Raw genomic sequence first — 23189 nt, forward strand, 5'->3', positions numbered from 1 at the left:
TCCGCCTCGAGACGGACAACGGGGCTGCCGGATGCGAGGATCGTTGCATGACCGATACACCCGCGACCCCGTCGGATGCTGCCCTCTACGCGCTGCCCAAAGCCGAGTTGCATCTCCACATCGAGGGAACGCTCGAGCCGGACCTGGCGTTCGAGCTGGCCGCGCGCAACGGCATCCGCCTGCCATACGACACGGTCGACGACCTGCGCAGGCAGTACGACTTCAGCGACCTGCAGTCGTTCCTCGACCTCTACTACGAGACGCTGGATGTGCTGCGCACCGAGGCGGATTTCGCCGAGCTCACGAGGCGGTACGTCGCGACCGCGGCCGCCCAGGGTGTTCGGCACGTGGAGCCGTTCTTCGATCCCCAGGCCCACACGAGCCGCGGTGTCGCCCTCGAAACGGTGCTGGGCGGTATGACCGCGGCCCTCGACGAGGCGGAGCGCGATCTCGGTGTGACGAGCGGGATCATCCTCAGTTTCCTCCGTGACCGGCCGGTCGAGGAAGCCGAGGCGACCCTCACGGCGGCGCTGCAGAGGTCGGACCGCATCATCGCCGTCGGTCTCGACTCGGCCGAGGTGGGGTATCCGCCCGCCCTGTTCGAGAAGGTCTTCGCGCGGGCACGCGATGCCGGACTCCACGCGGTGGCGCACGCCGGCGAGGAGGGGCCGCCCGAGTACGTGCTCGAGGCGCTCGACCTCCTCGAGGTCGAACGTATCGACCACGGGATCCGGTCGGCCGAGAGCCCGGGGCTGGTCGATCGACTCGCCCGCGACCGCATCCCGCTCACGATCTGCCCGTTGTCGAACGTTCGCCTGCGCACCGTGCCCGAGCTCGCCGCGCATCCCCTCCGCCGATTGGACGCCGCCGGTGTTCGTGTGACGATCAACTCCGACGACCCCGCCTACTTCGGCGGTTATCTCGGAGACAACTTCATCGCTGTCCGGGATGCGCTGGGCATGACCGAAGCGGAGGCGCGACGATACGCCCGCAATTCCCTGACGGCCTCGTTCGCGCCCGAAGAGCGCGTGGCCGAGTTGCTCGCAGAGCTCGACGCCTGGCGGGCCTAGGCGGGGGTCAGCCGCCCGCGGAGGAACGGCAGCCACGGCGCGCGATACACCAGCTTCAATGGCGCCTCCGGGCCCACGACCGCTTCCGCCGCGCCGAACCTCCACATCCGGTTGTAGAGGTACACGCTGATCGTCGTCGGCTCGTCAGCGGAGATCTGCCAGGTGCCCGTTCCCCACTGCGCCGGATGCCCGTGCCCGCCGAACACCACGGTCGGCTTCGGATACCAGCCCAGCCACGGCTTGACCAGAGTGAGCTCGATGCGGGGTGAGGTCGGCGAGGCGGGCACGCTGACAGCCTAGGGGCCGGAGCGCCATGCCTCGAACACAAGGGCTCGGCTGCGCTGGGATAATCGCGACATGTACGGGACACGCATCGCGAAGTGGGACGGGGCCGTCGAATGGCCACTCACGATCGCCGCCACGCTCTTCCTCTCTGCATACGCCATCCAGATCATCGCCCACCCAGAGGGGGTCGTCGATGTCATCTGCGAGTTCGTCCTGTGGGCGACCTGGGTGATTTTCGCCACCGACTACCTCACCCGGCTCGTCATCGCCGAGAACAGATGGCGGTGGTTCTACCGACATCTCCTCGACCTTGCGATCGTCGTGTTGCCTATGTTGCGCCCCCTCCGCCTGATGCGCTTTCTCACCGTCCTCGCGATCATCGGTCGCGGCGCTGGCAGCATGCTCCGTGGACGAGTTGTGATCTACACGGTCGGAGCGACACTCCTGACGATCTTCATTGGTGCCCTTGCCGTATATGACGCGGAGAGCGGCGCCGGCGGAATCGACAACTTCCCAGACGCGATCTGGTGGGCGTTCGTCACAATCACCACCGTCGGTTATGGTGACTTCTTCCCCGTCACGCTGACCGGGCGAATTGTCGCCGTCGGACTGATGATCGGCGGCATCGCCCTGATCGGCGTCGTCACTGCCACACTTGCCTCCTGGATCGTCGAGCGCGTCAGCGACCAGAACACGCTGACGGCTGCCGCGACCGAGCAACAAGTCGAAGACCTGCGTCGCGAACTCATCGAGCTGAAAGAGATGATCCGCGAGCTTCGACCGACCGGCTGAACCTCAGCGGCACTCATACACGTGGACAGGCGTCCACCCGTAGCACGAGGCGGGCAAAGGGAATCTCGTCGTTGGCATCAGCCTGCGACGATGCCGATTGCGAGGTGGCTGCTCGAGAAGGGCGCCATCGGAGTCCTGCGGAGTCAGCGATTGACGGGACAATCAGCGATGTCGATCCCGTTCTTCTCGAGCAGTTCGAGGTTATCGCCGTACATACTCGAGGGCTCGATTCGATGCTCTCGGAGACAGTTCGCAATTATCTGAGCGGACTCTGACGTGTCTTCGTGAGCGATCTGCCAGACCTGATCGACGTGCGCCCAGTTGAAGTCATAGCACCGGTCATCGGCACCCGAATCTACGGCAGCACCCGGAACCCCGAAGTCCATCAGATCCCCCTTTACCTGAGGATCTACAAGCTCGTAGCCTTCGCGCATCAAGCATGCCCGGTAGGCATTGAATGCCGCCTGGTATTCGTCCCAGCTGACGCCCCCGTCTTGCAGTGCATCCTTCTGCTGTGCCGAAGTCGAAGGCTCGATGGTGGAGTGGACCGGCGTAGCCGCCGACCCACTACAGCCAATCAGACTCCCCACTATGCAGCACGCAAGCAGGCCGAAGCGCAGGAATCCGATCATGTGCGGATCAGTGGGTTGCTGAAAGCGGGCGCGGGATTGGTGATGGTGTGTTCACTCGATTCTTCACGCTGCAACTCCACCTTCTTCGAAACTGCACGCTTCGAATCTTCTTTCATCATTGAACGGACACGGCTCCGGTGACTCGCCCTTCAACGTATCTTAGACGAAACATCCTAGATTTTTAAGTCGAAGCGTCACCGACCCCGCCTTCAGATACGGGTGGCCTTCTTGCCACTGTGACGCTCGTATGAAAGGCTCGAAACCGTGCGGGTGGGTCAAAGACGTTCCATCTGCGGTTGGTTTCTGAAGCTAGGGGTGGGCTATGTCAGAAGTATTGCCGGGTGCCGTTCTTCCGTTGCCTGATCAGGTCTATGTCGGCCCGATCACAATGGATGAAAAGAAGCTCGACTCCAAGCGAGCACCGATCGAGGTGAAGCGGCCACCGCAGAAAGCACCGAACGTGCTCCTGGTGCTCCTCGACGATGTCGGGTTCGGCGCGTCGAGCGCGTTCGGCGGTCCGGTGCCGATGCCGACGGCCGAGCGACTGGCCGGCGAAGGATTGCGGTACACCCGCTTCCACACCACCGCGATCTGCTCGCCGACGAGGGCGGCACTGCTGAGCGGCCGCAACCACCACCAGGTGGGGATGGGACAGATCACGGAGACCGCGACGCCCGCGCCCGGGTACCGTTCCACCCGTCCGAACAGCTGCGTTCCGCTGCCCGAGATCCTGCGGCAGGCCGGGTACAACACGGCACAGTTCGGCAAATGCCACGAGGTTCCGGTGTGGGAGAGCGGCCCGACCGGCCCGTTCGACCACTGGCCCGCGTTCAGCGGTTTCGAGAAGTTCTACGGGTTCATCGGCGGCGAGACCAACCAGTGGACTCCCGCTCTCGTCGACGGCGTCTCGCTGATCGAACCGCCGCTCGACCCCGACTACCACCTCATGCCCGACCTCGCGGACAAGACGATCCAGTACATCAACCAACAAAAAGAGTTGACTCCGGACAAGCCGTTCTTCGTCTACTTCGCTCCGGGTGCGACCCACGCTCCCCATCACGTCCCCAAGGATTGGATCGACAAGCACAAGGGCGAGTTCGACGACGGGTGGGATGCGCTGCGGGAGCAGACTTTCGCACGTCAGAAGACCCTCGGCGTGATCCCGGCGGATGCTGTGCTCACGGAGCGCTCGGCGGGCATCCCCGCATGGGACGAGGTTCCGGATGAGCGCAAGCCGATCCTCGCCCATCAGATGGAGGTCTACGCGGCGTTCCTCGAGTACGCCGACCACCACACCGGCCGGGTCGTCGACGCCATCGAGAACCTGGGCATCCTCGACGACACCCTCGTCATCTACATCATCGGCGACAACGGCGCCTCAGCCGAAGGCGGCCTCGAAGGCGCGTTCATGCTCTCGACCGCGGCCAACGGCGGAGCCGAGTATGAGAGTGTCGAGTTCTGGCAGGAGAACCTCGACAAAATCGGAGGCCCCGAGGCCTACAACCACTACGCGGTGGGCTGGGCGCATGCGATGTGCACTCCGTACCAGTGGACCAAGCAGGTCGCCAGCCACTACGGCGGCACGAGGAATGCCACGATCGTGCACTGGCCGAACCGAATCGCGGCGCGTGGAGAAGTGCGCGAGCAGTGGCACCATGTCATCGACATCGCCCCGACCATCCTGGATCTCGCCGGTCTGGCGCAGCCGCACACTGTCAACGGGGTGACGCAGGTGCCGATGCACGGCGTCTCGATGCAGTACACCTTCGATGACGGCAAGGCGGACGAGCGACACCACACCCAGTACTTCGAGATCATGGGCAACCGGGGCATCTATCACAAGGGCTGGACGGCGCAGACGAAGCACCGCACGCCGTGGGATGTGGTCGGTGCGGCCCCCGATTTCTCGGACGACGTCTGGGAGCTCTACGACACAACGGTGGACTGGACCCAGTCGAACAACCTCGCGAAATCCAACCCGGAGAAGCTCGCCGAGTTGCAGCAGCTGTTCCTCATCGAGGCGACCCGGTACAACGTGATCCCGATGGATGACCGGGCTGCGCAGCGCATGAACCCCGAGTTCGCAGGGCGGCCGACTCTCGTCGCAGGCACCAGGCTGCGTCTGCACGAAGGCATGAAGCGGCTCAACGAGAACGTCGCGATCAACGTCAAGAACCGCTCCTGGTCGGCCACCGCCCAGCTCGTCGTCCCCGACAGCGGTGATGTCGACGGCGCGATCCTCGCCCAGGGCGGCCGCACCGGAGGATGGTCGTTCTTCGCCGAAGGCGGCAAGCTCGGCTTCCACTACAACTTCTGCGGACTTCTCCGGAGCACTGCACTGTCCGACCAGGCGATCGGCGCCGGCACCCACCAAGTGCGCGCCGAGTTCGCCTACGCCGGCGGAGGAATCGGCCGTGGCGGAACGGTGACCATATATATCGACGGCTCGGCGGTCGGGACCGCCGAGGTCGAACGCACGCACCCGATGTACTTCTCGTTCGACGAGGGACTCGATGTGGGGATCGACACCGGGATGCCGGCGTATGAGGGCTACACGGTGCCGCAAGGCCGTTTCACGGCACGAATCGATTGGGCCGAGATCGACCTCGGCCTCGACGACCACAGCCACCTCCTCGACCCGGATGAGTGGCTGGCCGCAGCGATGCGCCACCAGTAGAGTCTGGGCACGGCCCCGACGTCCGCGTGATTCCGCGGTTTTCAAGCAACGCGTGACAGCGACCTGATGGTGGAGATGGGGGGAATTGAACCCCCGTCCACTGCTGTGGTCATATGCCTTCTACGGGTGTAGCCAGTGCAGGCGTTCTACTCGGCTCCGGAATTTGCCACTGGCACCTAATCCGACGAGCCCAGTCTCAGTTGAAGTCCCTCTATGCCCTCAGACGAAACATAGAAGCAATCTCTCTAAATTACGCCAGGATCCGGGTAGAGAGCATTCCCGGTCTGACGGTCTCTATAAGTTGCGAAGGAACTTACGCCGCGAGGGCGAAGTCTACCTTGGCAGAGACAGTGCGGTTTGAATTGGCACTTATTGTTTTGCAGACATCGTTTACGAGATAAGTCTGCATCCTCGACCCGCTTCTCACACTCTCGCAGTCAATGTCGAAACCGATCATCCCCATGCGACGGCCTCAGAGGCCGGGTCACTGTCACGCGCTGTTGAATTTTCTCTTTACAATCGCCGCTAGGGCGAGCTTCCAATAATACAACACCGCGGGTGTTCGTTCTATGCCACGATCGAGGAATGGCCGACACGATCATCACAGTCCAGGGCGAGTACGAACTGCACCAGCCGGCTGAGCGGGGCACCGTGCGTCTCACGATCTCCTATGAGGGCGAGCAGCGGGATGAGGTCCTCGCGCTCGCGACGCAGCGCCACGCCTCCCTCGTCAGCGAGCTGCGCGACATCCACAACCCCCAGTCGGGTCCGGTCACATGGTGGGCGTCCGACCAGCTCCGGGTGTGGGGCGAGCGGCCCTGGAACCAGAGCGGCGAACAGCTGCCGATCGTCTTCCACGCCCAGGTCGGGCTCGATGCGAAGTTCAGCGACCTCGCCGCCCTCTCCGACTGGGTCGGGGTCGTGTCGCTGCTCGACGGCGTGAGCATCGCCGGAGTCGTCTGGGCCCTTACCGAAGCGCGCAAGCAGACCCTCGTACAGGAGGCCAGACGCCGTGCGGTCGAGAACGCCGTCGCCAAGGCCACCGTCTATGCGACCAGCCTCGGTCTCCGCAGCGTCAAGCCGCTCGCGCTGAGCGACCCCGGGATGCTCGGCGACGGTTCTTCGCCGGGCCAGCCGCCGCAGCCCCTGTTCGCGCGGGCCGCATCCACCGACCTGGGTGGGGGCGGCACCCTCGCGCTCAAGCCGGAGGACATCACGATCGCCGTGCAGGTGCACGCGCGGTTCGCCGCTTCCTGACCGGGCTCAGCCTCCGTCGCCGGGTGTCTGCGGCGATCCCGGCCGCGACGGTGGCCTCTGGAGCTCGTGCGGTATGGCGACCACATGTGTCGCCGTGATCGTGTCTCCGTTGCGGCTCCCCGCCACCGCCACCTCGTCGCCCGGCGAGAAGTCGGCAGCGCTCTTCGGCGCACCGGGCGCGCCGAACACCGTCGACGAAGTGAGCTTCACCGTGACCGCACCATCGCGGACCGTCTCGACTCTCCAGCTCCTCCCGGAGACCGAGGCGATCGTTCCGCGGATCACGTCACCCTCGCGCTGCTGCGGTTCAGGCGCCCTGGGGATGCCCCCGCCGCGGAACGCCTGGGAGTGACCGGCGTGCAGGACCAGGGAGGTCACCGCGACGGTGCCGACGGCGGTTCCTCCCAGCAGTACGACAAGGGCGAGCACTCCCGTCGCGATCGCGAAGGCGAGCCCGTGCTGCCGATAGAACGGTTCCGGCTGCGCGGGCGTCGTCGGCGGCGGCTGCGGGGCCGGCCTGTACTCCGGCTGATTCCCATCCATATCCCCATCGAAGCACCGAAAGGCGTCGATCACACTGTGAGGTGGTTATGAATCCGGGGGGTCAGGCTGGGTCGACCAGGACGGAACGGAGTTTTGCGAGTTCGATCTCGTCGACTCCTGCGTCGAGCAGGTACTGGTGCACGCCGCCGCGCTCACTGTCGATGAGATCGAGCACGCCCTCGAGCGCCTCCGGCGGACTCCCGCCCATGATCACACGGATGTCGGGCGTGACCTCGACGCCGTGGTTCCGCACCAGCTCGAGCATCTTCTCGAGCCACGGGCCCTGCAGGTTCCCCTCGGTCTGCGCGTAGTCGGCCACGACCGTCTCGCGATCGACGCCGACCGCGAGCAGGGCGAGCGCGACGACGATGCCGGTGCGATCCTTGCCCGCGGTGCAGTGCACGACGACGCCCGCATCCCGGGTGTCCGCGATCTCGCGCAGGGCCTTCGCGACGACGTCGGTGTGCTGCAGCACGATCTTCGCGTACAGGTCGGCGATGGTCGCTCCGATCGTCGCCTGGGAGGCGCCGGAACCTTCGAACACCGGCAGGTGCAGAACCTCGACATCGAGACCGTCGAGATCGTCGGGGGCCGCTTCGATCTCGAAGTCGTCGCGCAGGTCGACGATGTACTTCACGCCGAGCTCGCGCAGCTTCTCCTTGCCGGCCTCGCCGATCGAGTGGAGTCCGTCTGAGCGGAACAGCTTGCCGGATCGGATCGTGCCGCCCGCAGCCGGGTAACCCCCGACATCCCGGAAGTTGTAGGTGCCTGCGACGGGGATGAGGTTGGTCGTGCTGGTCATGGACACCAGTCTGTCATCTCCGAGCGGGGAGGCGTCCGCGCTCGGAGCGAAGCCTCACTCGCCGAGGTGAGCGCGGCTCGACATGGCGCGGTCCGCTTCGCGCTTGTCCTGCCGCTCGCGCAGTGCCTGCCGCTTGTCGTACTCGCGCTTGCCCTTCGCCACTGCGAGTTCCACCTTGGCCCGGCCGTCGGAGAAGTAGATCGAGAGCGGCACGATCGTGTATCCGCCCTCCTTCACCTTGTTGTGGATCTTGAGGATCTGGGCCTTGTGCAGCAGCAGCTTGCGCTTGCGGCGCGGCGCGTGATTGTTCCAGGTGCCGTCGGCGTACTCGGGGATGTGGACGGCATCCAGCCACGCCTCCCCGCCGTCGACGAAGGCGTACCCGTCGACGAGGGATGCACGACCGGCCCGCAGCGACTTCACCTCGGTTCCCGTCAAGACCAGGCCGGCCTCATAGGTGTCTTCGATGGTGTAGTCGTGGCGGGCTCGGCGATTGGTGGCCACCACTTTCTGGCCACGTTCCCTGGGCACAGCGCACTCCTGACGGATTCGGTCGATGGATGTCCCGCACTCGCGGGGCAGCTGACCAGTCTATTACGAACTAGACCTTCAGATAGCGACTGATGGCGAAGTTGGCGGACACGGCGGCAAGTATGATGCCGACGAGCACCAGGATCGGCGCGACGAGGAGCGCATTGTCCGTCCCGACGAAATTGATCGACCGGATCTGCTCGCTCAGGTAACCGCGGACGAAGACCGACACGAGGGCATAGATCGCCCCCGCGGCGAGCACCGACCCGATCAGGGCGGCGAACACCCCCTCGAGGATGAACGGGGTCTGGATGAACCTGTTCGACGCTCCCACGAGTCGCATGATCCCGAGCTCACGTCTTCGCGAGAACGCAGAGAGCCGGATGGTCGTGGCGATCAGGAGAGCGGCGGCCACGAGCATCAGTGCGGCGATGCCGATCGCGGTGAAACTCGCCGCATTGAGGATCGAGAAGATCTGGTCGAGATAGCTTCGCTGATCCACGACGCTCTGCACACCGGCCGCGCTCGAGAGGGTCTCGGAGAGCACCGCGGAATTGTTCGGATCCTTGAGATTGACCCAGAACGCCGGCTGGATCATCTGCGGGGTCACGAAGTCGGAGATCTGGTTGCCCTTGAACTGCTGCTTGAAGTGGGCGAACCCCTGCTCCTGGTTCTCGAAGTAGAACTTCTTGATGTACGGAGCGAGCTCGGGCGACTCGAGCTGTGACTTCACGGCCGCGATCGTCTGATCGTTGGCCGGTCCGGCCTCGCACGCGTCGGAGTCGATGCAGAGGTAGACCGCCACCTGGGCTCGGTCGTACCAGTAGTCCTTCATCTGACCGATCTGCATCTGCAACAGGATCGCGGCGCCGACGAAGGTCAGCGAGATGAAGGTGACGAGCACCACCGACACGACCATCGACAGATTGCGGCGCAGTCCGCTCGCGGCCTCGGAGAGGATCAAGCCGAGTCTCATTTGGTCGGTCCCACATTCTGCTCGCCGCTCTGCTCGCCCTCGGCGCGGAGGCCGCGCAGGTCGAGGTTGGCGGTGAAGTTGAGGTGATCGGGCAGGCCGTCGCTCGCCGGCGGCGGGCTCTGCTGCGCGGCGGGTACCGCCACGGGTTCCTGGGCGGCCGGATGCGCGGGCACGGGCTCGGGGACGGGGGCCGCCTGCGCGACGGGTGCGGCCTCGACGACCGGCGCATCCTCGCTGATCGGCACCTGAGTCGTCGGCACCGTCACGGGGCCGTGCGGCTGCGACGTCGGCACCTGCGGGCGGGTCATCGGTCCGGTCTGAACGCGCGTGTACCCCTGGTCGGCGGAGTACTGGGACGGCCTCGAGGCTGCGGCGTCGGCATCCGACTGGCCCGCGATCTTCGGCTCGGCGACGAGTGGCGCTGCGGTCGGGATGGCGGCGGTGAAGCCGTACCCGCCGTGACGCTCGTCGCGCACGATCTGGCCGTTGACGAGCTCGATCACACGGCGTTTCATCTGGTCGACGATCGCGGCCTCGTGCGTCGCCATCAGAACCGTGGTTCCGCCTGCGTTGATCCGCTCCAGCACCGCCATGATGCCGGCGCTCGTGGCCGGGTCGAGGTTACCGGTCGGCTCGTCGGCCAGCAGCACCTGCGGCTTGTTCACGACCGCACGGGCGATGGCGACACGCTGCTGCTCGCCGCCGGAGAGCTCGTGCGGGAGGCGCTGGGCCTTGCCGTCGAGGCCGACCATCTTGAGCACATCCGGCACGGCTTCCTGGATGAAACCGCGCGACTTGCCGATGACCTGCAGCGTGAACGCGACGTTCTCGAACACGGTCTTGTTCGGCAGCAGGCGGAAGTCCTGGAAGACGACGCCGATGTTGCGACGGAAGTACGGGACCTTGCGGCTGGAGATCGTGCCCAGGTCTTGACCGAGCACGTGGATCTTCCCCTTGGTGGGCTTCTCCTCTTTGAGGATCAGCCGCAGGCAGCTCGACTTTCCCGAGCCGGACGCACCGACGAGGAAGACGAAGTCTCCACGCAGCACTTCGAGGTTGATGGCGTTGAGCGCCGGGCGCGTAGTGCCCGAGTACTGTTTGGATACGTGTTCGAACCGGATCATGACTTCTAGAGACTAAGCAACCCACGGGCGATCCGCAGCAACGACATGCCCGACTCCTCAAGCCTGATAGCCCACCGAGTGAACTCTAGGCGCCGGCTTTCGCGCCGGCCTTCCACCGGATGCCCGCGGCGATGAAGCCATCGAGGTCTCCGTCGAAGACGTTCGACGGGTTGTTGACCTCGTAGTCCGTGCGAAGATCTTTCACCATCTGGTACGGCGCGAGCACGTAGCTCCGCATCTGGTCGCCCCAGCTCGCCGTGATGGTTCCGGCGAACTCCTTCTTGGCCGCCGCCTCCTGCTCGCGCTGAAGGAGGAGCAGGCGGCTCTGCAGCACGCGCATCGCGGCGGCGCGGTTCTGGATCTGGCTCTTCTCGTTCTGCATCGAGACCACGGTTCCCGTCGGGAGGTGGGTGATGCGCACAGCGGAGTCGGTGGTGTTGACCGACTGGCCGCCAGGGCCGGATGACCGGAAGACGTCGACGCGGATGTCGTTGTCGGGGATGTCGATCGACTCGGTCTCCTCGATCAACGGGATGACCTCGACCGCCGCGAAGGAGGTCTGCCGTTTGCCCGCAGAGTTGAAGGGACTCATCCGCACCAGGCGGTGGGTTCCCGCTTCGACGCTCAGCGTGCCGAAGGCGTATGGCGCATCCACTTCGAAGGTCGCCGACTTGATGCCGGCCTCTTCCGCGTAGCTGGTGTCCATCACCGTCACCGGGTAGTTGTGATGCTCCGCCCAGCGCAGGTACATGCGCAACAGCATGTCGGCGAAGTCGGCCGCGTCGACGCCGCCCGCGCCGGCCCGGATCGTCACCACGGCGGGTCGCGGGTCGTATTCACCGCTCAGGAGCGTCTGCACCTCGAGCTCGCCCAGGCTCTTCTGCAGGGACTCGAGCTCGGTGCGCGCCTCGGCTGCGGTCTCCGCGTCGCCTTCGCCGTCGTTGGCCATCTCGATGAGCACCTCGAGGTCGTCGAGGCGCTGTTCGATGGAGGTGATGCGTGCGAGCTCCGACTGGCGGTGGCTGAGCGCGCTGGTCACCTTCTGCGCCCGTTCGGTGTCGTCCCAGAGGTCGGGCACACCGGCCTGCTCGCTGAGGTCTGCGATCTCGGCGGTCAGCGCATCCACGTCGACCACCGATCGGATGTCGGAGAACGTTGAGCGCAGGTCGGCGATCTGCTGCGAAAGATCGAGTTCAATCATGTCGCCCACCAGCCTACCGGTGCAGGCCGCGCGCGGGCTGTGGGCGGAAGACGCCGGCGCCGACAGTTGTAGTGTGTTAACGACATGACTTCTGCCGAGCGCCCCTTCAATTTCCGCTCCGTGGCTCTAGCCGCATTCCTCCCCACTCTGCTGTTCTCGATCGGCGAGGGGGCGATCATCCCGATCATCCCGATCGCCGCCGGCAACCTCGGCGCGACTCTGGCGATCGCCGGCCTGATCTCGTCGATGGTGATGGTCGGCGAGCTGGTCGGCGACATCCCGAGCGGTTGGGTCGTATCGCGATTCGGCGAACGCCCCTCGATGATCGCGGCCGCCGGAGTCGCGATCGCCGGAGTCATCGTCTGCCTGGTCGCGCCGAACTACTGGGTGCTCATGATCGGGATCTTCGTCGTCGGGCTGGCCACCGCCGTCTTCGCCCTGGCACGTCACGCGTTCATGACCTCCTACGTTCCTGCCCGCTACCGCGCACGGGCCCTGTCGACGCTCGGCGGCATCTTCCGCGCGGGCTGGTTCATCGGGCCGCTGATCGCGGCCGCCGTGATCGCCGTCACCGGATCGACGCAGTCGGTGTTCTGGATCTTCATCGTCAGCTGCCTCGGGTCGGTGATCGTGCTGATCGCCCTGCCCGACCCGGAGAAGATGTTCGGTCCGACGCCCGTCGCGCTGGACGAGAGCGGCGAACTTCTCAGCGCCGGCGAAGAAGAGGCCGAGGAGCGCACGAAGGGTCTGTTCCGCACGATCTGGTCGTTCCGCGGTGTTCTCGCTCGGATGGGGAGCGGTGTCGCACTCATCGGCGCCATCCGCTCGGCCCGCACCGTGCTGCTGCCGCTGTGGGCCGTCAGCATCGGCTTGAGCGAGTCGAACACCGCGCTGATCATCGGCATCGCCGGCTCGATCGATTTCGCCCTCTTCTACGCGAGCGGTCAGATCATGGACCGCTGGGGCCGGATGTGGAGCGCCATCCCGTCGATGCTCGGACTCACGGCCGGCTTCCTCGTGCTCGCTTTCACCCACGACCTTCCCACGAACGTCGAATGGTACATCGGCGTCTCGATGTTCCTGTCGGTCGCGAACGGCATCGGATCGGGGATCATCATGACACTGGGCGCCGATCTCGCACCGAAGGACCGGCCGGCTCCGTTCCTCGGCGCGTGGCGGTTCGCGGGCGACGCCGGGCAGGCGGCCGCTCCCCTGCTGGTCTCACTGCTCACCGCCCTCGTGTCGATCGCGTTCGCCAGCGGTGTCATCGGCGTGCTCGGCCTTGTCGGGGCGGGGATCCTCGCACGCTACATCCCCCGATACGTTCCGAGGCGCCCGCGTCCCGCCCTCCTGGAATAAGGTCGAATCGACAGCGGTTCGGTTTCATGCAAACGCATGGAATAGAGACGGGACGACGAACATGGCGCACACACTCGAGCTCGGCATCGACACCTTCGGGGATGTCACGAACGGCCCGGACGGTGAGCCGCTCCCCTTCGGGCAGGTGCTGCGCAACGTAGTCGAAGAAGGGGTTCTCGCCGACCAGGTCGGACTCGACTTCATCGGTATCGGCGAGCACCACCGGGAGGACTTCGCCGTGTCGGCACCCGAAGTCGTCCTGGGCGCGATCGCCGGGCGCACGGAGCGCATCCACCTGGGCACCGCCGTCACCGTGCTCAGCTCGGACGACCCCGTGCGCGTCTTCGAGCGCTTCGCCACGCTCGACGGCGTCTCGGGCGGACGAGCCGAGGTCATCCTGGGCCGCGGGTCTTTCATCGAGTCGTTCCCGCTGTTCGGCTTCGACCTCACCCAGTACGAGGAGCTCTTCGATGAGAAGCTGAACCTCTTCGCCGAGCTGCGCAAGGAGCAGCCGGTGACCTGGTCCGGCTCACTGCGCGCCTCCCTCGAGAACCAGTCGGTGTACCCGCACCTCGAGAACGGCCCGCTCAAGACCTGGATCGGCGTCGGCGGCAGCCCGGAGTCGGTCATCCGGGCCGCGCACTACGGACTGCCCCTCATGCTCGCGATCATCGGTGGAGGCCCCATGCGCTTCCAGCCTCTCACCGACCTCTACCACCGTGCACTCGAGCAGTTCGAGCAGGATGCGACGCTGCCGATCGGGGTGCACTCCCCCGGATTCATCGCTGCGACCGACGAAGAGGCGAAAGAGACCCTCTGGCCGCACTACGAAGCCATGACGAACCGGATCGGGCGCGAGCGGGGCTGGCCGCCGGCGACGAGGGCGCGATTCGAGCACGATGCGGGCGACGATGGCGCACTCTTCGTCGGCTCGCCGGAGACCGTGGCGAAGAAGATCGCCTACACCGCGAACGGGCTCGGGATCCAGCGCTTCGACCTCAAGATCAGCAACGGGACGCTCGGGCACGACCACCTCATGAAGGCCATCGAACTGTATGGAACCGAGGTCGCCCCGCGCGTCGATGAGCTATTGTCGTAGCCGCGCCTGGCGCGACCGCGGGAGTGGTGAAATTGGCAGACACGCAGGATTTAGGTTCCTGTGCTTTCGAGCGTGAGGGTTCAAGTCCCTTCTCCCGCACCGGCCCCGGCCTCCGGCCCCGGACGCCTTCTCCCGCCGAGTCCGCGCGAACTACCCGTCGAGTACGGAGATAGTCGCCTGAAAGCGGTCGAGTACGCAGACAATTCGCGTACTCGGGAGACGGTGCTCGGCAGGCGGCGAGCGGCGCGAGCGGCGACGGGTAGCACCAGAGGATGATCTTTCCCGCCGCGTGCAGGATTCTGAGGGTTTCCGGAGGACGCCCTCGCTAAACTCAGGTGATCCACTGAACTGACTCCCCTGGAGAACCTTGATCCATCACGCTGCCCTCATCCCGTGGCTCGACCCGAACGTGATCATTCACGGCGCCGGGCCCTGGGCGCTGCTCGTGGTCTGCGCCATCGTCTTCTCCGAGACCGGCCTGCTGGTCGGATTCCTGCTGCCGGGCGATACCCTGCTGGTGATCTCCGGACTCCTCACGCACACCGTGCTCGTCTTCGGCGTCGACATCTGGTGGGTCGCCCTCGCGATCGCGTTCGCCGCGTTCCTGGGAGGCGAAGTGGGCTATCTGATCGGTCACAAGCTCGGCCCGAGGGTCTTCGAGCGCAAAGAGACCGGTCTGTTCAGCATGGAGAACGTGAACCGCACCAACAAGTTCTTCGAGCGCTTCGGAGCGCTCGCGGTCATCCTCGCCCGCTTCGTTCCGATCGTGCGCACCTTTGCTCCCGTCGCGGCGGGCGTCGGTCACATGAACTACAAGAAGTACTCGCTGTACAACGCCATCGGAGCACTCATCTGGGGTGCCGGGCTCACGTACTTCGGCTTCCTCATCGGCTACATCCCGCCGGTGGCCGAGTTCGTGGAGAAGTACATCGACGTCATCCTCATCGGTGCAGTCGTGGTGACGCTGGTGCCGACACTGTTCCACTACATCCAGTCGACCCGCAAGGCCAAGAAAGCCAAGGCCGCACTCCCCACCGACGCCGAGGTCAGCATCGACCCGAAGGTGTTCGAGAAGAAACCGTCCGAGAGCTGAGCGTTCCCGCCGCTATTGGTGCAGCTCGTCCTCGTGGGCCGCGTGTTCCGCCGGTTCCAGTTGGAAGGTCGAGTGCTCGACGTCGAAATGCTTCGACAGGCATCCGGAGAGCTCGTCCAGCAGCTCCCCGGTCTTGCCCGAGCTGAAGATCTCCGGCTCCACCACGACGTGCGCGGTGAAGACCGGCGCGCCCGAGGTGATCGCCCACACGTGCACGTCGTGTACGGCTACGACTCCCTTGGTGCCGCGGATGTGGTCCCGGATCTCCGCCACGTCGGTGTCAGCGGGCGCCGCCTCGCTGAGCACGCGAACCACATCCCGCAGCAGCACGAACGCCCGGGGAACGATCAGCACGGCGATCAGCAGCGAAGCGATCGCGTCGGCGGAAACGAAGCCGGTGAAGAGGATGACCACCGCCGCAACGATCACCGTCACCGAGCCGACGAGGTCGCCGAGCACCTCGAGGTAGGCGCCGCGCATGTTGATCGAGTGCCCGGCGGCTGGTCGCAGCAGGAGGAGCGCTGCCGCGTTGGCCACCAGACCGATGACGGCCACGACCAGCATCGGTGTGCTCTGCACCTCGGGCTCGACCGTGCTGAGCAGCCGGTTGACGGCCCCGACGCTCACGCTGACGGCTACCACGAGCAGGATGAGCCCGTTGATGAGCGCTCCGAAGACCTCGGCGCGCTGGTACCCGAAGGTCTGACGGTCGCTCGGCGGGCGTGCCGCCACGATCGTCGCCATCAGCGCCACGATGAGCCCGGTGAGGTCGCTGAGCATGTGCCCGGCGTCGGCGAGCAGTGACAGCGAGTCGCTCAGCCACGCGCCGACCACCTCGACGACCAGAACGGTCGCCACGATCCCGATCGCGATCAGGAGGCGGTTGCGATTGGCGGCTTGGCCGTGGTTGTGACTCATCACCACCAACGGTAGGCGTGCCGACGCTCCCCCGCCAGGCGATCGGGCTAGATAGGAATGAGTGCCGTTCTCATTCTCAGCGGGCGGCGAGCACGGTCAGCGCGGGAACTGCCGCGGCGAAGGCCCGAGCGCGGTGGCTCTCGGCGTTCTTGACTGCCGGACCGAGCTGCGCAGCGGTCTCGTCGTGGCCCTCGGGGATGAAGATCGGGTCGTAGCCATGGCCGTGCTCCCCGGCGGCCTCACGGGCTATCCTGCCGGGCCAGACGCCCTGCACCAGGGTCTCCTCGCCGTCGGGCGTCACCAGTGCGAGCGTCGCCGTGAAGTGCGCGGTGCGGGATGCGTCGGGCAGGTCCGCGAGCTGATCGAGCAGCAGGCGCAGATTGGCCTCCGCATCGCCGTGCCGGCCCGCCCAGCGCGCCGAGAAGATCCCTGGGGCTCCGCCCATCGCGTCCACGCAGATGCCGGAGTCGTCGGCGAGGGCGGGAAGCCCGGTGTGAGCGGCGGCGGCGCGCGCCTTGATGAGCGCGTTCGCTTCGAAGGTGACACCGTCTTCGACCGGTTCGGGACCGTCGTAGGCGACGATCTCGAGTCCGGGAACCGCATCGCCGAGGATCTGCTGGAACTCGGCGGCCTTGTGCTGATTGTGGGTGGCCAGGACGACGCGGACCATCAGAGCTCCCCTGCGAGCGCCTTGCTCTGGATGTCTTTCAGCGACTCCGCGCCGCCGAGCGCGAGATCGAGCAGCGAGTCCAGTTCGCGCCGGTCGAACGGTGCGCCCTCTGCGGTGCCCTGGACCTCGACGAAGAGCCCGCGACCGGTGACGACGACATTCATGTCGGTCTCGGCTCGCACATCCTCGACGTACGCCAGGTCGAGCATCGGGGCGCCGTCGATGATCCCGACCGACACGGCCGAGACGGAGTCGATCAGCGGAGTGGCGCGCTGGGCGATGAAGCGGTGCTCGCGACCCCACTCGAGCGCATCCGCCAATGCCACGTATGCGCCCGTGATGGCGGCCGTGCGCGTTCCGCCGTCGGCCTGCAGCACGTCGCAGTCGAGCACGATCGTGTTCTCGCCGAGGGCCTTCATGTCCACGACCGCGCGCAGGCTGCGGCCCACGAGACGGCTGATCTCATGGGTGCGCCCGCCGATCTTGCCCTTGACCGATTCACGGTCCATGCGGCTGTTGGTCGAACGAGGGAGCATCGAGTACTCGGCGGTGACCCAGCCCTTGCCCTTGCCCGCCATCCAGCGCGGCACACCGTTGGTGAACGAAGCCGTGCAGAGCACCCTGGTGTTGCCGAACGAGATGAGTGCCGACCCCTCGGCCTGCTTACTCCAGCCGCGCTCGATCGTGACCGGGCGGAGCTGGTCGGGGGTGCGCCCGTCGGCGCGGAGGATGTCGGTCACGGAGGATCTCCTTGTCGTGGTGATGCTGATCAGAGTCGCGGAAGGTCGATGACACCGGTCTGGACGAGGTCGACGCGCGAGACCTCCGGTCCGATGAACCGGTGCGCCAGCCGCAAGAAGTCGTCGGCGTCGTCGCCGGTCGCCTCGTAGTGGATGGTCGGCGACGTCGATGCGGTTCGCTCGAGCCCGCTTCCCACCAGGGTGCGATACACATCCTTGGCCGTCTCGGTGTCACTCGATACGAGAGAGACGCCCTCCCCCATGACGTACGAGATCGCACCCTTGAGGAACGGGTAGTGCGTGCATCCGAGGACCAGGGTGTCGATGTCAGCCTCGCGCAGGGGCTGCAGGTATTCGGCGGTCACCCGCAGGACCTCGTCGCCGCTGGTGACGCCTGCCTCGACGAACTCGACGAAGCGGGGGCACGCCTGCGTGAACAGCTCGAGATCGGGTGCAGCGGCGAAGGCGTCCTCGTAGGCCCGCGAATTAATGGTGCCGAGGGTGCCGATCACACCGACCCGGTTCGTGCGGGTGGCGGCGACGGCACGGCGCACGGCCGGCTGGATGACCTCGATGACCGGCACGGAGTACCGCTCGCGCGCATCCCTCAGCATCGCCGAGGACGCAGTGTTGCAGGCGATCACCAGCATCTTGACACCCTGCTCGACGAGGAGGTCGAGCACCTCGAGCGAGAAGCGGCGCACGTCGGCGATCGGCTTGGGGCCGTAGGGAGAGTGGGCGGTATCGCCGACGTACAGCATCGACTCGTTCGGGAGCTGGTCGCGGATGGCGCGTGCCACGGTGAGCCCGCCGACCCCCGAGTCGAAAATCCCAATCGGTGCATCGGTCACAAGAAGCCACCATACAACGTACGCACTGTGCCTCCGGTGCCGACGCTAGGCTGAACGGGTGACCGGCTCAACCGCTCTCCTGACCGACCGTTACGAGCTCACCATGCTCGACGCCGCACTGCTCGCGGGCACGCACGACCGCGAGTGCGTCTTCGAGGCGTTCACCAGGCGGTTGCCGGCCGGCAGGCGATACGGCATCCTCGCCGGAACGGGCAGGCTCCTCGAACTGATCGAACGCTTCCGGTTCGGCGACGCGGAACTCGAGTGGCTGCGCGAGAACCACGTGGTTCGAGACGCGACCCTCGACTGGCTCGCCGACTTCAGGTTCAGCGGCACCATCTCCGGGTACCGCGAGGGGGAGGTCTTCTTCCCCGGCTCGCCGTTCCTCGTCGTGGATGCGCCGTTCGCGCAGGGGGTCATCCTCGAGACCCTCATCCTCAGCGTCTTCAACTTCGACTCGGCCGTCGCCAGTGCCGCGGCCAGAATGGTCACCGCCGCGAACGGCCGCCCCATCGCCGAGATGGGCTCCCGCCGCACCGGCGAACGGTCGGCCGTCGCCGCTGCCAGGGCGGCGTACATCGCCGGTTTCAGCGCAACCTCCAATCTCGAGGCCGGTCGCAGCTGGGGAGTTCCCACGATGGGCACCGCCGCGCACGCGTTCACCCTCCTCTTCGATAACGAGGAAGAGGCGTTCCGTGCCCAGGTGGATGCGCTCGGCCCGGGAACGACGCTGCTCGTCGACACTTTCGACGTCGAGCGCGCCATCGAGACGGCTGTGAGAGTCGCCGGTCCCCGGCTCGGCGCCGTGCGTCTGGACTCCGGCGACCTGCCCAACCTCGTGCGCCGGGTGCGCGACCAGCTCGACCGGCTGGGCGCGTCCACGACGAAGATCACGGTCACGAACGACCTCGACGAGTTCACCATCGCCGCGTTGTCGGCGTCGCCCGTCGACTCGTACGGCGTCGGTACCTCGGTCGTGACCGGCTCCGGATACCCGGCCTCCGGCATGGTGTACAAACTCGTCGCGCACCGCAGCCACGACGGCGACGGCGAGTGGATTCCGGTGGCCAAGAAATCCGAAGGCAAAGCGAGCGTCGCGGGCCGCAAGCATCCGGTGCGCCGGGTCGATGAGAGCGGTCGAGCCGTGGCCGAGGCGATCCACATCGTCGAGCACGGTGCGACGGTCCACGACAACGGTCGCGACCTCCTCGTACCGCTGATCACGGACGGTGTCGTGCATCCCGAGCATCTCGGTGCTGCGGGAACCGCGGCCGCACGAAAACACCGCGACAAGGCGATGGCAGAACTCCCGGATCAGGCGTTCCGGGTCGGCCGAGGCGACCCCGTCCTGCCGACCGTCTTCGTCTGAGGTTACGGCCGGGGGCCTACTCGTCGCGAAGCTTCTCGTAGATCTCTTTGCAGGTCGGGCAGACCGGGAACTTCTCCGGGTCGCGGCCCGGCGTCCACATCTTGCCGCAGAGCGCCTTGACCGGCTTGCCCGTCATGGCGGACTCGAGGATCTGCTCCTTCTTGACGTAGTGCGAGAAGCGCTCGTGGTCGCCCGGGTCGACGTTCTGGTTCTGCAGCAGCTCCTCGAGCTCGCGGTCCAGCGTCGCTGTGCCGCCGCCGTCTGGGATGCCACCGGGTTCGGAGATGCTCGCTTCGTGCATGCTTCCAGTGTAGATCGACGCCGGATCAGTCGTTGCGGTTGGCGAAAGCCATCAGCTCCGGCTGCCGACGGTTGTATGCCCAGGCGCCGAGATACAGTCCGCCGAAGAGGCAGCCGAACCCGAGTACGACACCGGCCACGGGCGCGACGCCGAGCCACAGCGGCGAGACCGTGATGCCCAGTACCAGGAAGACGATGATCGGCGACGCGAGCAGCAGGATCGCGAAGAAGCTCAGCGCCTGCACCAGCGCGGCGGACGCGCCCGACGTCTGAGGTTGAGCGAACGCGCTGTCGCCCGGCTTGGTCGCGGGATACGGGAAGAGCACCGATGCGATGCTCGACAGGCCGATCCCGATGAGCAGGATGGCACCGCTCAACGACGCCACGGTGGGCAGGATGACCCAGTCGCCGTACACGGCCGTCGTCACGAGCGAGCCGACTGCGATGACCGGGATGCCGATGAGGATCGGCGGGAACATCCGGCCCACCCTGTCGGCGATTCCCCGGGTGCCGGAGACGATGTGCAGCCAGATGGCGGTGTTGTCGTAGGCGATGTCGTTGTGGATCGACCAGCCGAGGAAGAGACACACCAGCGGGAGCGGCACGAGCGAGGCGTAGTGCGCAGGGATGCCGCCGAGCATCAGCGCGACGATCACGAAGGCGGGCACCAGCGGGATCAGGACCAGAGACACCCAGTACCGCGGGTCCCTCGCCCAGTAGGTCATCGAGCGGGCTGCGATCGAGGCCGTCGGGCCGCCGTGGAGGCGGCCGAACCAGCCGAGGCCGGAGTACGCCTTCGCCTCCGCCTCGCGGGACGGCGTGACCAGAATCTTTGCGACCAGACCCGTCCAGGCCAGCCAGAGCAGCCCGACCGTGCCCAGCGCGATCAGGAGCTGCAGGACCGCGACTCCGGCATTGCCGGCCGCTGCCTCGCCAGGCACCGACCAGGCGGCTCCGAGCGGCGTCCATGCCAGCCAGGATGCGAATCCGGTGATCGTTCCGAGTCCATCGCGACCCCAGTCGACCGTCAGCAGCAGGAAGGCGACCGGAGCGAGCAGGACGATCACGAGGATGCCGATGATGCCGCCGAACTCACGCGACCGGCGCGTGGACAGCGTGAACGACGCCACCGAGGTCGTGACCCGGGAGACGAGCACGCAGGTTGCGACGATGACCGCGAACGAGACCACGGCGAGCACACCGGTGCCGGGATCGCGCGACCAGGTGACGACGGTCGCGAATGTGCACACGATCAGCACGATCGAGGGGACGCCGATGAGCGCCGAGAGCGCGAGCCCCGTCGAGAGCTGGCGGTTCGGCATCCCGAACAGTGCGAACTTGCGCGGGTCGAGGGTGTCGTCGACACCGAAGATCAACGGGAGCACGGCGAATCCGGCGACGACGATCGAACCGATCACGACCAGCACGCTGTGCAGAGAGGACACGTCGGGGTTCGAGCGGGCAGCGATCAGAACGCCGACGACGATGATCGTCATCGCCAGACCGTAGAGCAGCCCGACCACCAGGCCGAAGACCTGCCAGGGGCTGCGCCGGAAAGCGTTCCCCATCAGCCGGAGCTTCAGTCCGAGAAACTGTGCAACCACTCCATGCCTTCCGCAGCCTTGCGTCCACCGGCCAGTTCGACGAAGCGCTCCTCCAGGGTCTGCTCTCCGCGCACCTCGTCGATCGTCCCCGCGGCGAGCACCTCTCCCCGCACGATGATCGCGACGCTGTCGCACACCCGCTGGATGAGATCCATGCCATGACTGGAGAGCACGACGGTTCCACCAGCCGCCACATAGCGCTGCAGGATGTCGATCACGTTCGCGGCCGACACCGGGTCGACGGACTCGAACGGTTCGTCGAGCACGAGCAGACGTGGCGAGTGGATCATCGCTGCAGCCAGGGCGATCTTCTTCGACATGCCGGCCGAGTAGTCGGCGACGAGGCGGTCGAGGGCGTCTTCGATGCCGAACGCCTTGGCCAGATCGGCGGAGCGATTGCGCACCGTCTTCGCGCTGAGTCCGCGCAGGGAACCGGCGTAGTGCAGAAGCTGGGCGCCCGTGAGTCGATCGAACATCCGCAGCTTGTCCGGGAGCACGCCGATGGCACGTTTGGCCTTGACCGGGTCGTTCCAGACGTCGACGCCGTGGACGAGGATGCGGCCGGCGTCGGGACGCAACAGCCCCGTCACCATCGACAGGGTCGTGGTCTTGCCTGCGCCGTTCGGGCCGACGATGCCGTAGAACGACCCCTCGGCGACCTCGAGCGAAACGCCGTCGACCGCGACCGTGTCGCCGAAGCGCTTGTGGAGTCCGTAGAGCGAAAGGACGCTGGGTGCCCGGGATGCCGCTGGAGCGGCCGTCGGCGCGGGGGTGACCTCGGGTGCGGGGATGACCTCGGGAGCGACGGCGACATCGGGAGCGACGGCGACCTCGGGGATCACATCGACCGCCTCCACCGTCACGGCCGTCTCGACGGTCATCGGTGTCGCCACCGATGCGGCAGCAGTCTTCGGGGCACGCGTCGGCGCCTTGGTCGCGCGGGAGTTGGTTGTCGGACCGGCCGACTTGGGTGCGCTCGATTTCGGGGTCGTCGACCGGGTGCCGCGGGTCGTGGTGCTCGTACCGACCGCGGCGGCGGCGGTCTTCGCCGTTCCGCTGGCCGGGCGGCGCTTCGTCGCGCGCACCGGCGCAGCCGGCTTCACCGACTCGTCTTCACTGGCGTCTGCCGCCATCTCTTCCCCCGTCCCCACAGCCTTCGAAGCCGTCGTGCGCGGCCGGCGCGTGGGCTTCTTCACGGCACCCTGTTCCGCATCCGCCACCGGTGTGTCCAGGGCCTCGGTGGACTCTGGACTCTCGGACGACGCACGCTCGGAACTCACCCCGCTACCGTACCAA

Annotated in this window: 23 protein-coding genes, 1 tRNA gene and 1 other RNA gene; 9 read left to right on the plus strand and 16 right to left on the minus strand. The window is 66.3% G+C overall.

The window, feature by feature from the left end; all coding sequences use genetic code 11:
* Window positions 1-47 precede the first annotated feature (47 nt).
* Window positions 48-1070, plus strand: coding sequence for an adenosine deaminase (locus ACFVV0_RS06455; protein ID WP_387059973.1), 1023 nt, complete (start codon window positions 48-50; stop codon window positions 1068-1070).
* Here ACFVV0_RS06455 and ACFVV0_RS06460 read toward each other — a convergent pair.
* On the minus strand, window positions 1067-1357 hold the full coding sequence (locus ACFVV0_RS06460) for a hypothetical protein (RefSeq protein ID WP_387059976.1): 291 nt from the start codon (window positions 1355-1357) through the stop codon (window positions 1067-1069). The genes ACFVV0_RS06455 and ACFVV0_RS06460 overlap by 4 nt on opposite strands.
* Window positions 1358-1427: 70 nt before the next feature.
* On the opposite strand from ACFVV0_RS06460, the gene ACFVV0_RS06465 reads away from it, so the two are divergent.
* Window positions 1428-2147, plus strand: a complete 720-nt coding sequence (locus tag ACFVV0_RS06465) for a potassium channel family protein (RefSeq protein ID WP_387059979.1) — start codon at window positions 1428-1430, stop codon at window positions 2145-2147.
* A gap of 143 nt (window positions 2148-2290) precedes the next feature.
* Here ACFVV0_RS06465 and ACFVV0_RS06470 read toward each other — a convergent pair whose 3' ends face one another.
* Window positions 2291-2779 carry a hypothetical protein gene (locus tag ACFVV0_RS06470; protein WP_387059982.1) on the minus strand — a complete coding sequence of 163 codons (489 nt, stop codon included), beginning with the start codon at window positions 2777-2779 and terminating at the stop codon, window positions 2291-2293.
* 322 nt (window positions 2780-3101) lie between these two features.
* On the opposite strand from ACFVV0_RS06470, the gene ACFVV0_RS06475 reads away from it, so the two are divergent.
* Window positions 3102-5456: an arylsulfatase gene (locus tag ACFVV0_RS06475; protein WP_387059985.1), complete on the plus strand. Its 2355-nt coding sequence runs from the start codon at window positions 3102-3104 to the stop codon at window positions 5454-5456.
* A gap of 67 nt (window positions 5457-5523) precedes the next feature.
* Here the strand turns inward: ACFVV0_RS06475 and ssrA are convergent.
* Window positions 5524-5917: a transfer-messenger RNA gene (gene ssrA, locus ACFVV0_RS06480) on the minus strand.
* Between the two features lie 124 nt (window positions 5918-6041).
* On the opposite strand from ssrA, the gene ACFVV0_RS06485 reads away from it, so the two are divergent.
* The gene (locus ACFVV0_RS06485) at window positions 6042-6713 is read left to right on the plus strand and encodes an SIMPL domain-containing protein (protein WP_387059988.1); all 672 of its coding nucleotides are present in this window, start codon (window positions 6042-6044) and stop codon (window positions 6711-6713) included.
* A gap of 6 nt (window positions 6714-6719) precedes the next feature.
* On the opposite strand, the gene ACFVV0_RS06490 is transcribed toward ACFVV0_RS06485, so the two are convergent.
* The 6 genes from ACFVV0_RS06490 to prfB all read right to left on the minus strand — a co-directional run bounded on the left by ACFVV0_RS06490 (window position 6720) and on the right by prfB (window position 11890).
* Window positions 6720-7256, minus strand: a complete 537-nt coding sequence (locus tag ACFVV0_RS06490) for a DUF5666 domain-containing protein (protein ID WP_387059991.1) — start codon at window positions 7254-7256, stop codon at window positions 6720-6722.
* 61 nt (window positions 7257-7317) lie between these two features.
* Window positions 7318-8058, minus strand: coding sequence for a tyrosine-protein phosphatase (locus ACFVV0_RS06495; RefSeq protein WP_387059994.1), 741 nt, complete (start codon window positions 8056-8058; stop codon window positions 7318-7320).
* Window positions 8059-8112: 54 nt separating this feature from the next.
* On the minus strand, window positions 8113-8589 hold the full coding sequence (gene smpB, locus ACFVV0_RS06500; RefSeq protein ID WP_387059997.1) for an SsrA-binding protein SmpB: 477 nt from the start codon (window positions 8587-8589) through the stop codon (window positions 8113-8115).
* A gap of 70 nt (window positions 8590-8659) precedes the next feature.
* Window positions 8660-9565, minus strand: coding sequence for a permease-like cell division protein FtsX (gene ftsX / locus ACFVV0_RS06505; RefSeq protein WP_387060001.1), 906 nt, complete (start codon window positions 9563-9565; stop codon window positions 8660-8662).
* Entirely contained in the window at window positions 9562-10689 is a 1128-nt protein-coding gene (gene ftsE / locus ACFVV0_RS06510; protein WP_387060004.1) for a cell division ATP-binding protein FtsE, read from the minus strand. Before ftsE ends, ftsX begins: the two co-directional genes overlap by 4 nt.
* An 85-nt stretch (window positions 10690-10774) precedes the next feature.
* The gene (prfB, locus tag ACFVV0_RS06515) at window positions 10775-11890 is read right to left on the minus strand and encodes a peptide chain release factor 2 (protein WP_387060007.1); all 1116 of its coding nucleotides are present in this window, start codon (window positions 11888-11890) and stop codon (window positions 10775-10777) included.
* An 84-nt stretch (window positions 11891-11974) separates the two neighbouring features.
* On the opposite strand from prfB, the gene ACFVV0_RS06520 reads away from it, so the two are divergent.
* The 4 genes from ACFVV0_RS06520 (at window position 11975) to ACFVV0_RS06535 (ending at window position 15441) form a co-directional block, all read left to right on the plus strand.
* The gene (locus ACFVV0_RS06520) at window positions 11975-13249 is read left to right on the plus strand and encodes an MFS transporter (protein WP_387060010.1); all 1275 of its coding nucleotides are present in this window, start codon (window positions 11975-11977) and stop codon (window positions 13247-13249) included.
* 61 nt (window positions 13250-13310) lie between these two features.
* Window positions 13311-14348, plus strand: a complete 1038-nt coding sequence (locus tag ACFVV0_RS06525) for an LLM class flavin-dependent oxidoreductase (RefSeq protein WP_387060013.1) — start codon at window positions 13311-13313, stop codon at window positions 14346-14348.
* 17 nt (window positions 14349-14365) lie between these two features.
* A tRNA-Leu gene (locus ACFVV0_RS06530) sits at window positions 14366-14447 on the plus strand.
* Between the two features lie 271 nt (window positions 14448-14718).
* Window positions 14719-15441: a DedA family protein gene (locus tag ACFVV0_RS06535; RefSeq protein ID WP_387061735.1), complete on the plus strand. Its 723-nt coding sequence runs from the start codon at window positions 14719-14721 to the stop codon at window positions 15439-15441.
* A 12-nt stretch (window positions 15442-15453) separates the two neighbouring features.
* Here ACFVV0_RS06535 and ACFVV0_RS06540 read toward each other — a convergent pair whose 3' ends face one another.
* The 4 genes from ACFVV0_RS06540 to murI form a co-directional block, all read right to left on the minus strand.
* Complete coding sequence (locus tag ACFVV0_RS06540; RefSeq protein WP_387060017.1) at window positions 15454-16359, minus strand: cation diffusion facilitator family transporter; 906 nt, start codon at window positions 16357-16359, stop codon at window positions 15454-15456.
* A 76-nt stretch (window positions 16360-16435) separates the two neighbouring features.
* Window positions 16436-17029: an RdgB/HAM1 family non-canonical purine NTP pyrophosphatase gene (rdgB, locus tag ACFVV0_RS06545; protein WP_387060020.1), complete on the minus strand. Its 594-nt coding sequence runs from the start codon at window positions 17027-17029 to the stop codon at window positions 16436-16438.
* The gene (gene rph / locus ACFVV0_RS06550; RefSeq protein ID WP_387060022.1) at window positions 17029-17769 is read right to left on the minus strand and encodes a ribonuclease PH; all 741 of its coding nucleotides are present in this window, start codon (window positions 17767-17769) and stop codon (window positions 17029-17031) included. The genes rdgB and rph overlap by 1 nt, the downstream gene beginning before the upstream one ends.
* A 29-nt stretch (window positions 17770-17798) precedes the next feature.
* The gene (gene murI / locus ACFVV0_RS06555) at window positions 17799-18620 is read right to left on the minus strand and encodes a glutamate racemase (protein WP_387060024.1); all 822 of its coding nucleotides are present in this window, start codon (window positions 18618-18620) and stop codon (window positions 17799-17801) included.
* A gap of 103 nt (window positions 18621-18723) precedes the next feature.
* Between murI and ACFVV0_RS06560 the strand changes: the two genes are divergently transcribed.
* Entirely contained in the window at window positions 18724-19989 is a 1266-nt protein-coding gene (locus ACFVV0_RS06560) for a nicotinate phosphoribosyltransferase (RefSeq protein ID WP_387061738.1), read from the plus strand.
* A gap of 16 nt (window positions 19990-20005) precedes the next feature.
* Here ACFVV0_RS06560 and ACFVV0_RS06565 read toward each other — a convergent pair whose 3' ends face one another.
* The 3 genes from ACFVV0_RS06565 to ACFVV0_RS06575 are packed head-to-tail and all read right to left on the minus strand — an operon-like array spanning window position 20006 to window position 22774.
* Window positions 20006-20290: a DUF3039 domain-containing protein gene (locus tag ACFVV0_RS06565; protein WP_387060026.1), complete on the minus strand. Its 285-nt coding sequence runs from the start codon at window positions 20288-20290 to the stop codon at window positions 20006-20008.
* Between the two features lie 25 nt (window positions 20291-20315).
* Entirely contained in the window at window positions 20316-21893 is a 1578-nt protein-coding gene (locus ACFVV0_RS06570) for a hypothetical protein (RefSeq protein WP_387060029.1), read from the minus strand.
* Window positions 21869-22774, minus strand: coding sequence for an ABC transporter ATP-binding protein (locus ACFVV0_RS06575; RefSeq protein WP_387061741.1), 906 nt, complete (start codon window positions 22772-22774; stop codon window positions 21869-21871). Before ACFVV0_RS06575 ends, ACFVV0_RS06570 begins: the two co-directional genes overlap by 25 nt.
* Between the last annotated feature and the right edge of the window lie 415 nt (window positions 22775-23189).

Source organism: Leifsonia sp. NPDC058230, from assembly GCF_042882245.1.
Classification (GTDB): Bacteria; Actinomycetota; Actinomycetes; order Actinomycetales; family Microbacteriaceae; genus Leifsonia.

Coding starts and splice junctions, on each gene's coding strand:
- ACFVV0_RS06520 (WP_387060010.1), top strand. CDS start 11,975: ATGACTTCTGCCGAGCGCCCCTTCAATTTCCGCTCCGTGGCTCTAGCC.
- prfB (WP_387060007.1), bottom strand. CDS start 11,890: ATGATTGAACTCGATCTTTCGCAGCAGATCGCCGACCTGCGCTCAACG.
- ftsX (WP_387060001.1), bottom strand. CDS start 9,565: ATGAGACTCGGCTTGATCCTCTCCGAGGCCGCGAGCGGACTGCGCCGC.
- ACFVV0_RS06455 (WP_387059973.1), top strand. CDS start 48: ATGACCGATACACCCGCGACCCCGTCGGATGCTGCCCTCTACGCGCTG.
- rdgB (WP_387060020.1), bottom strand. CDS start 17,029: ATGGTCCGCGTCGTCCTGGCCACCCACAATCAGCACAAGGCCGCCGAG.
- ftsE (WP_387060004.1), bottom strand. CDS start 10,689: ATGATCCGGTTCGAACACGTATCCAAACAGTACTCGGGCACTACGCGC.
- ACFVV0_RS06475 (WP_387059985.1), top strand. CDS start 3,102: ATGTCAGAAGTATTGCCGGGTGCCGTTCTTCCGTTGCCTGATCAGGTC.
- ACFVV0_RS06485 (WP_387059988.1), top strand. CDS start 6,042: ATGGCCGACACGATCATCACAGTCCAGGGCGAGTACGAACTGCACCAG.
- ACFVV0_RS06465 (WP_387059979.1), top strand. CDS start 1,428: ATGTACGGGACACGCATCGCGAAGTGGGACGGGGCCGTCGAATGGCCA.
- ACFVV0_RS06490 (WP_387059991.1), bottom strand. CDS start 7,256: ATGGATGGGAATCAGCCGGAGTACAGGCCGGCCCCGCAGCCGCCGCCG.
- ACFVV0_RS06560 (WP_387061738.1), top strand. CDS start 18,724: ATGCTCGACGCCGCACTGCTCGCGGGCACGCACGACCGCGAGTGCGTC.
- ACFVV0_RS06470 (WP_387059982.1), bottom strand. CDS start 2,779: ATGATCGGATTCCTGCGCTTCGGCCTGCTTGCGTGCTGCATAGTGGGG.
- ACFVV0_RS06540 (WP_387060017.1), bottom strand. CDS start 16,359: ATGAGTCACAACCACGGCCAAGCCGCCAATCGCAACCGCCTCCTGATC.
- ACFVV0_RS06495 (WP_387059994.1), bottom strand. CDS start 8,058: ATGACCAGCACGACCAACCTCATCCCCGTCGCAGGCACCTACAACTTC.
- ACFVV0_RS06575 (WP_387061741.1), bottom strand. CDS start 22,774: ATGACCGTCGAGACGGCCGTGACGGTGGAGGCGGTCGATGTGATCCCC.
- ACFVV0_RS06525 (WP_387060013.1), top strand. CDS start 13,311: ATGGCGCACACACTCGAGCTCGGCATCGACACCTTCGGGGATGTCACG.
- ACFVV0_RS06565 (WP_387060026.1), bottom strand. CDS start 20,290: ATGCACGAAGCGAGCATCTCCGAACCCGGTGGCATCCCAGACGGCGGC.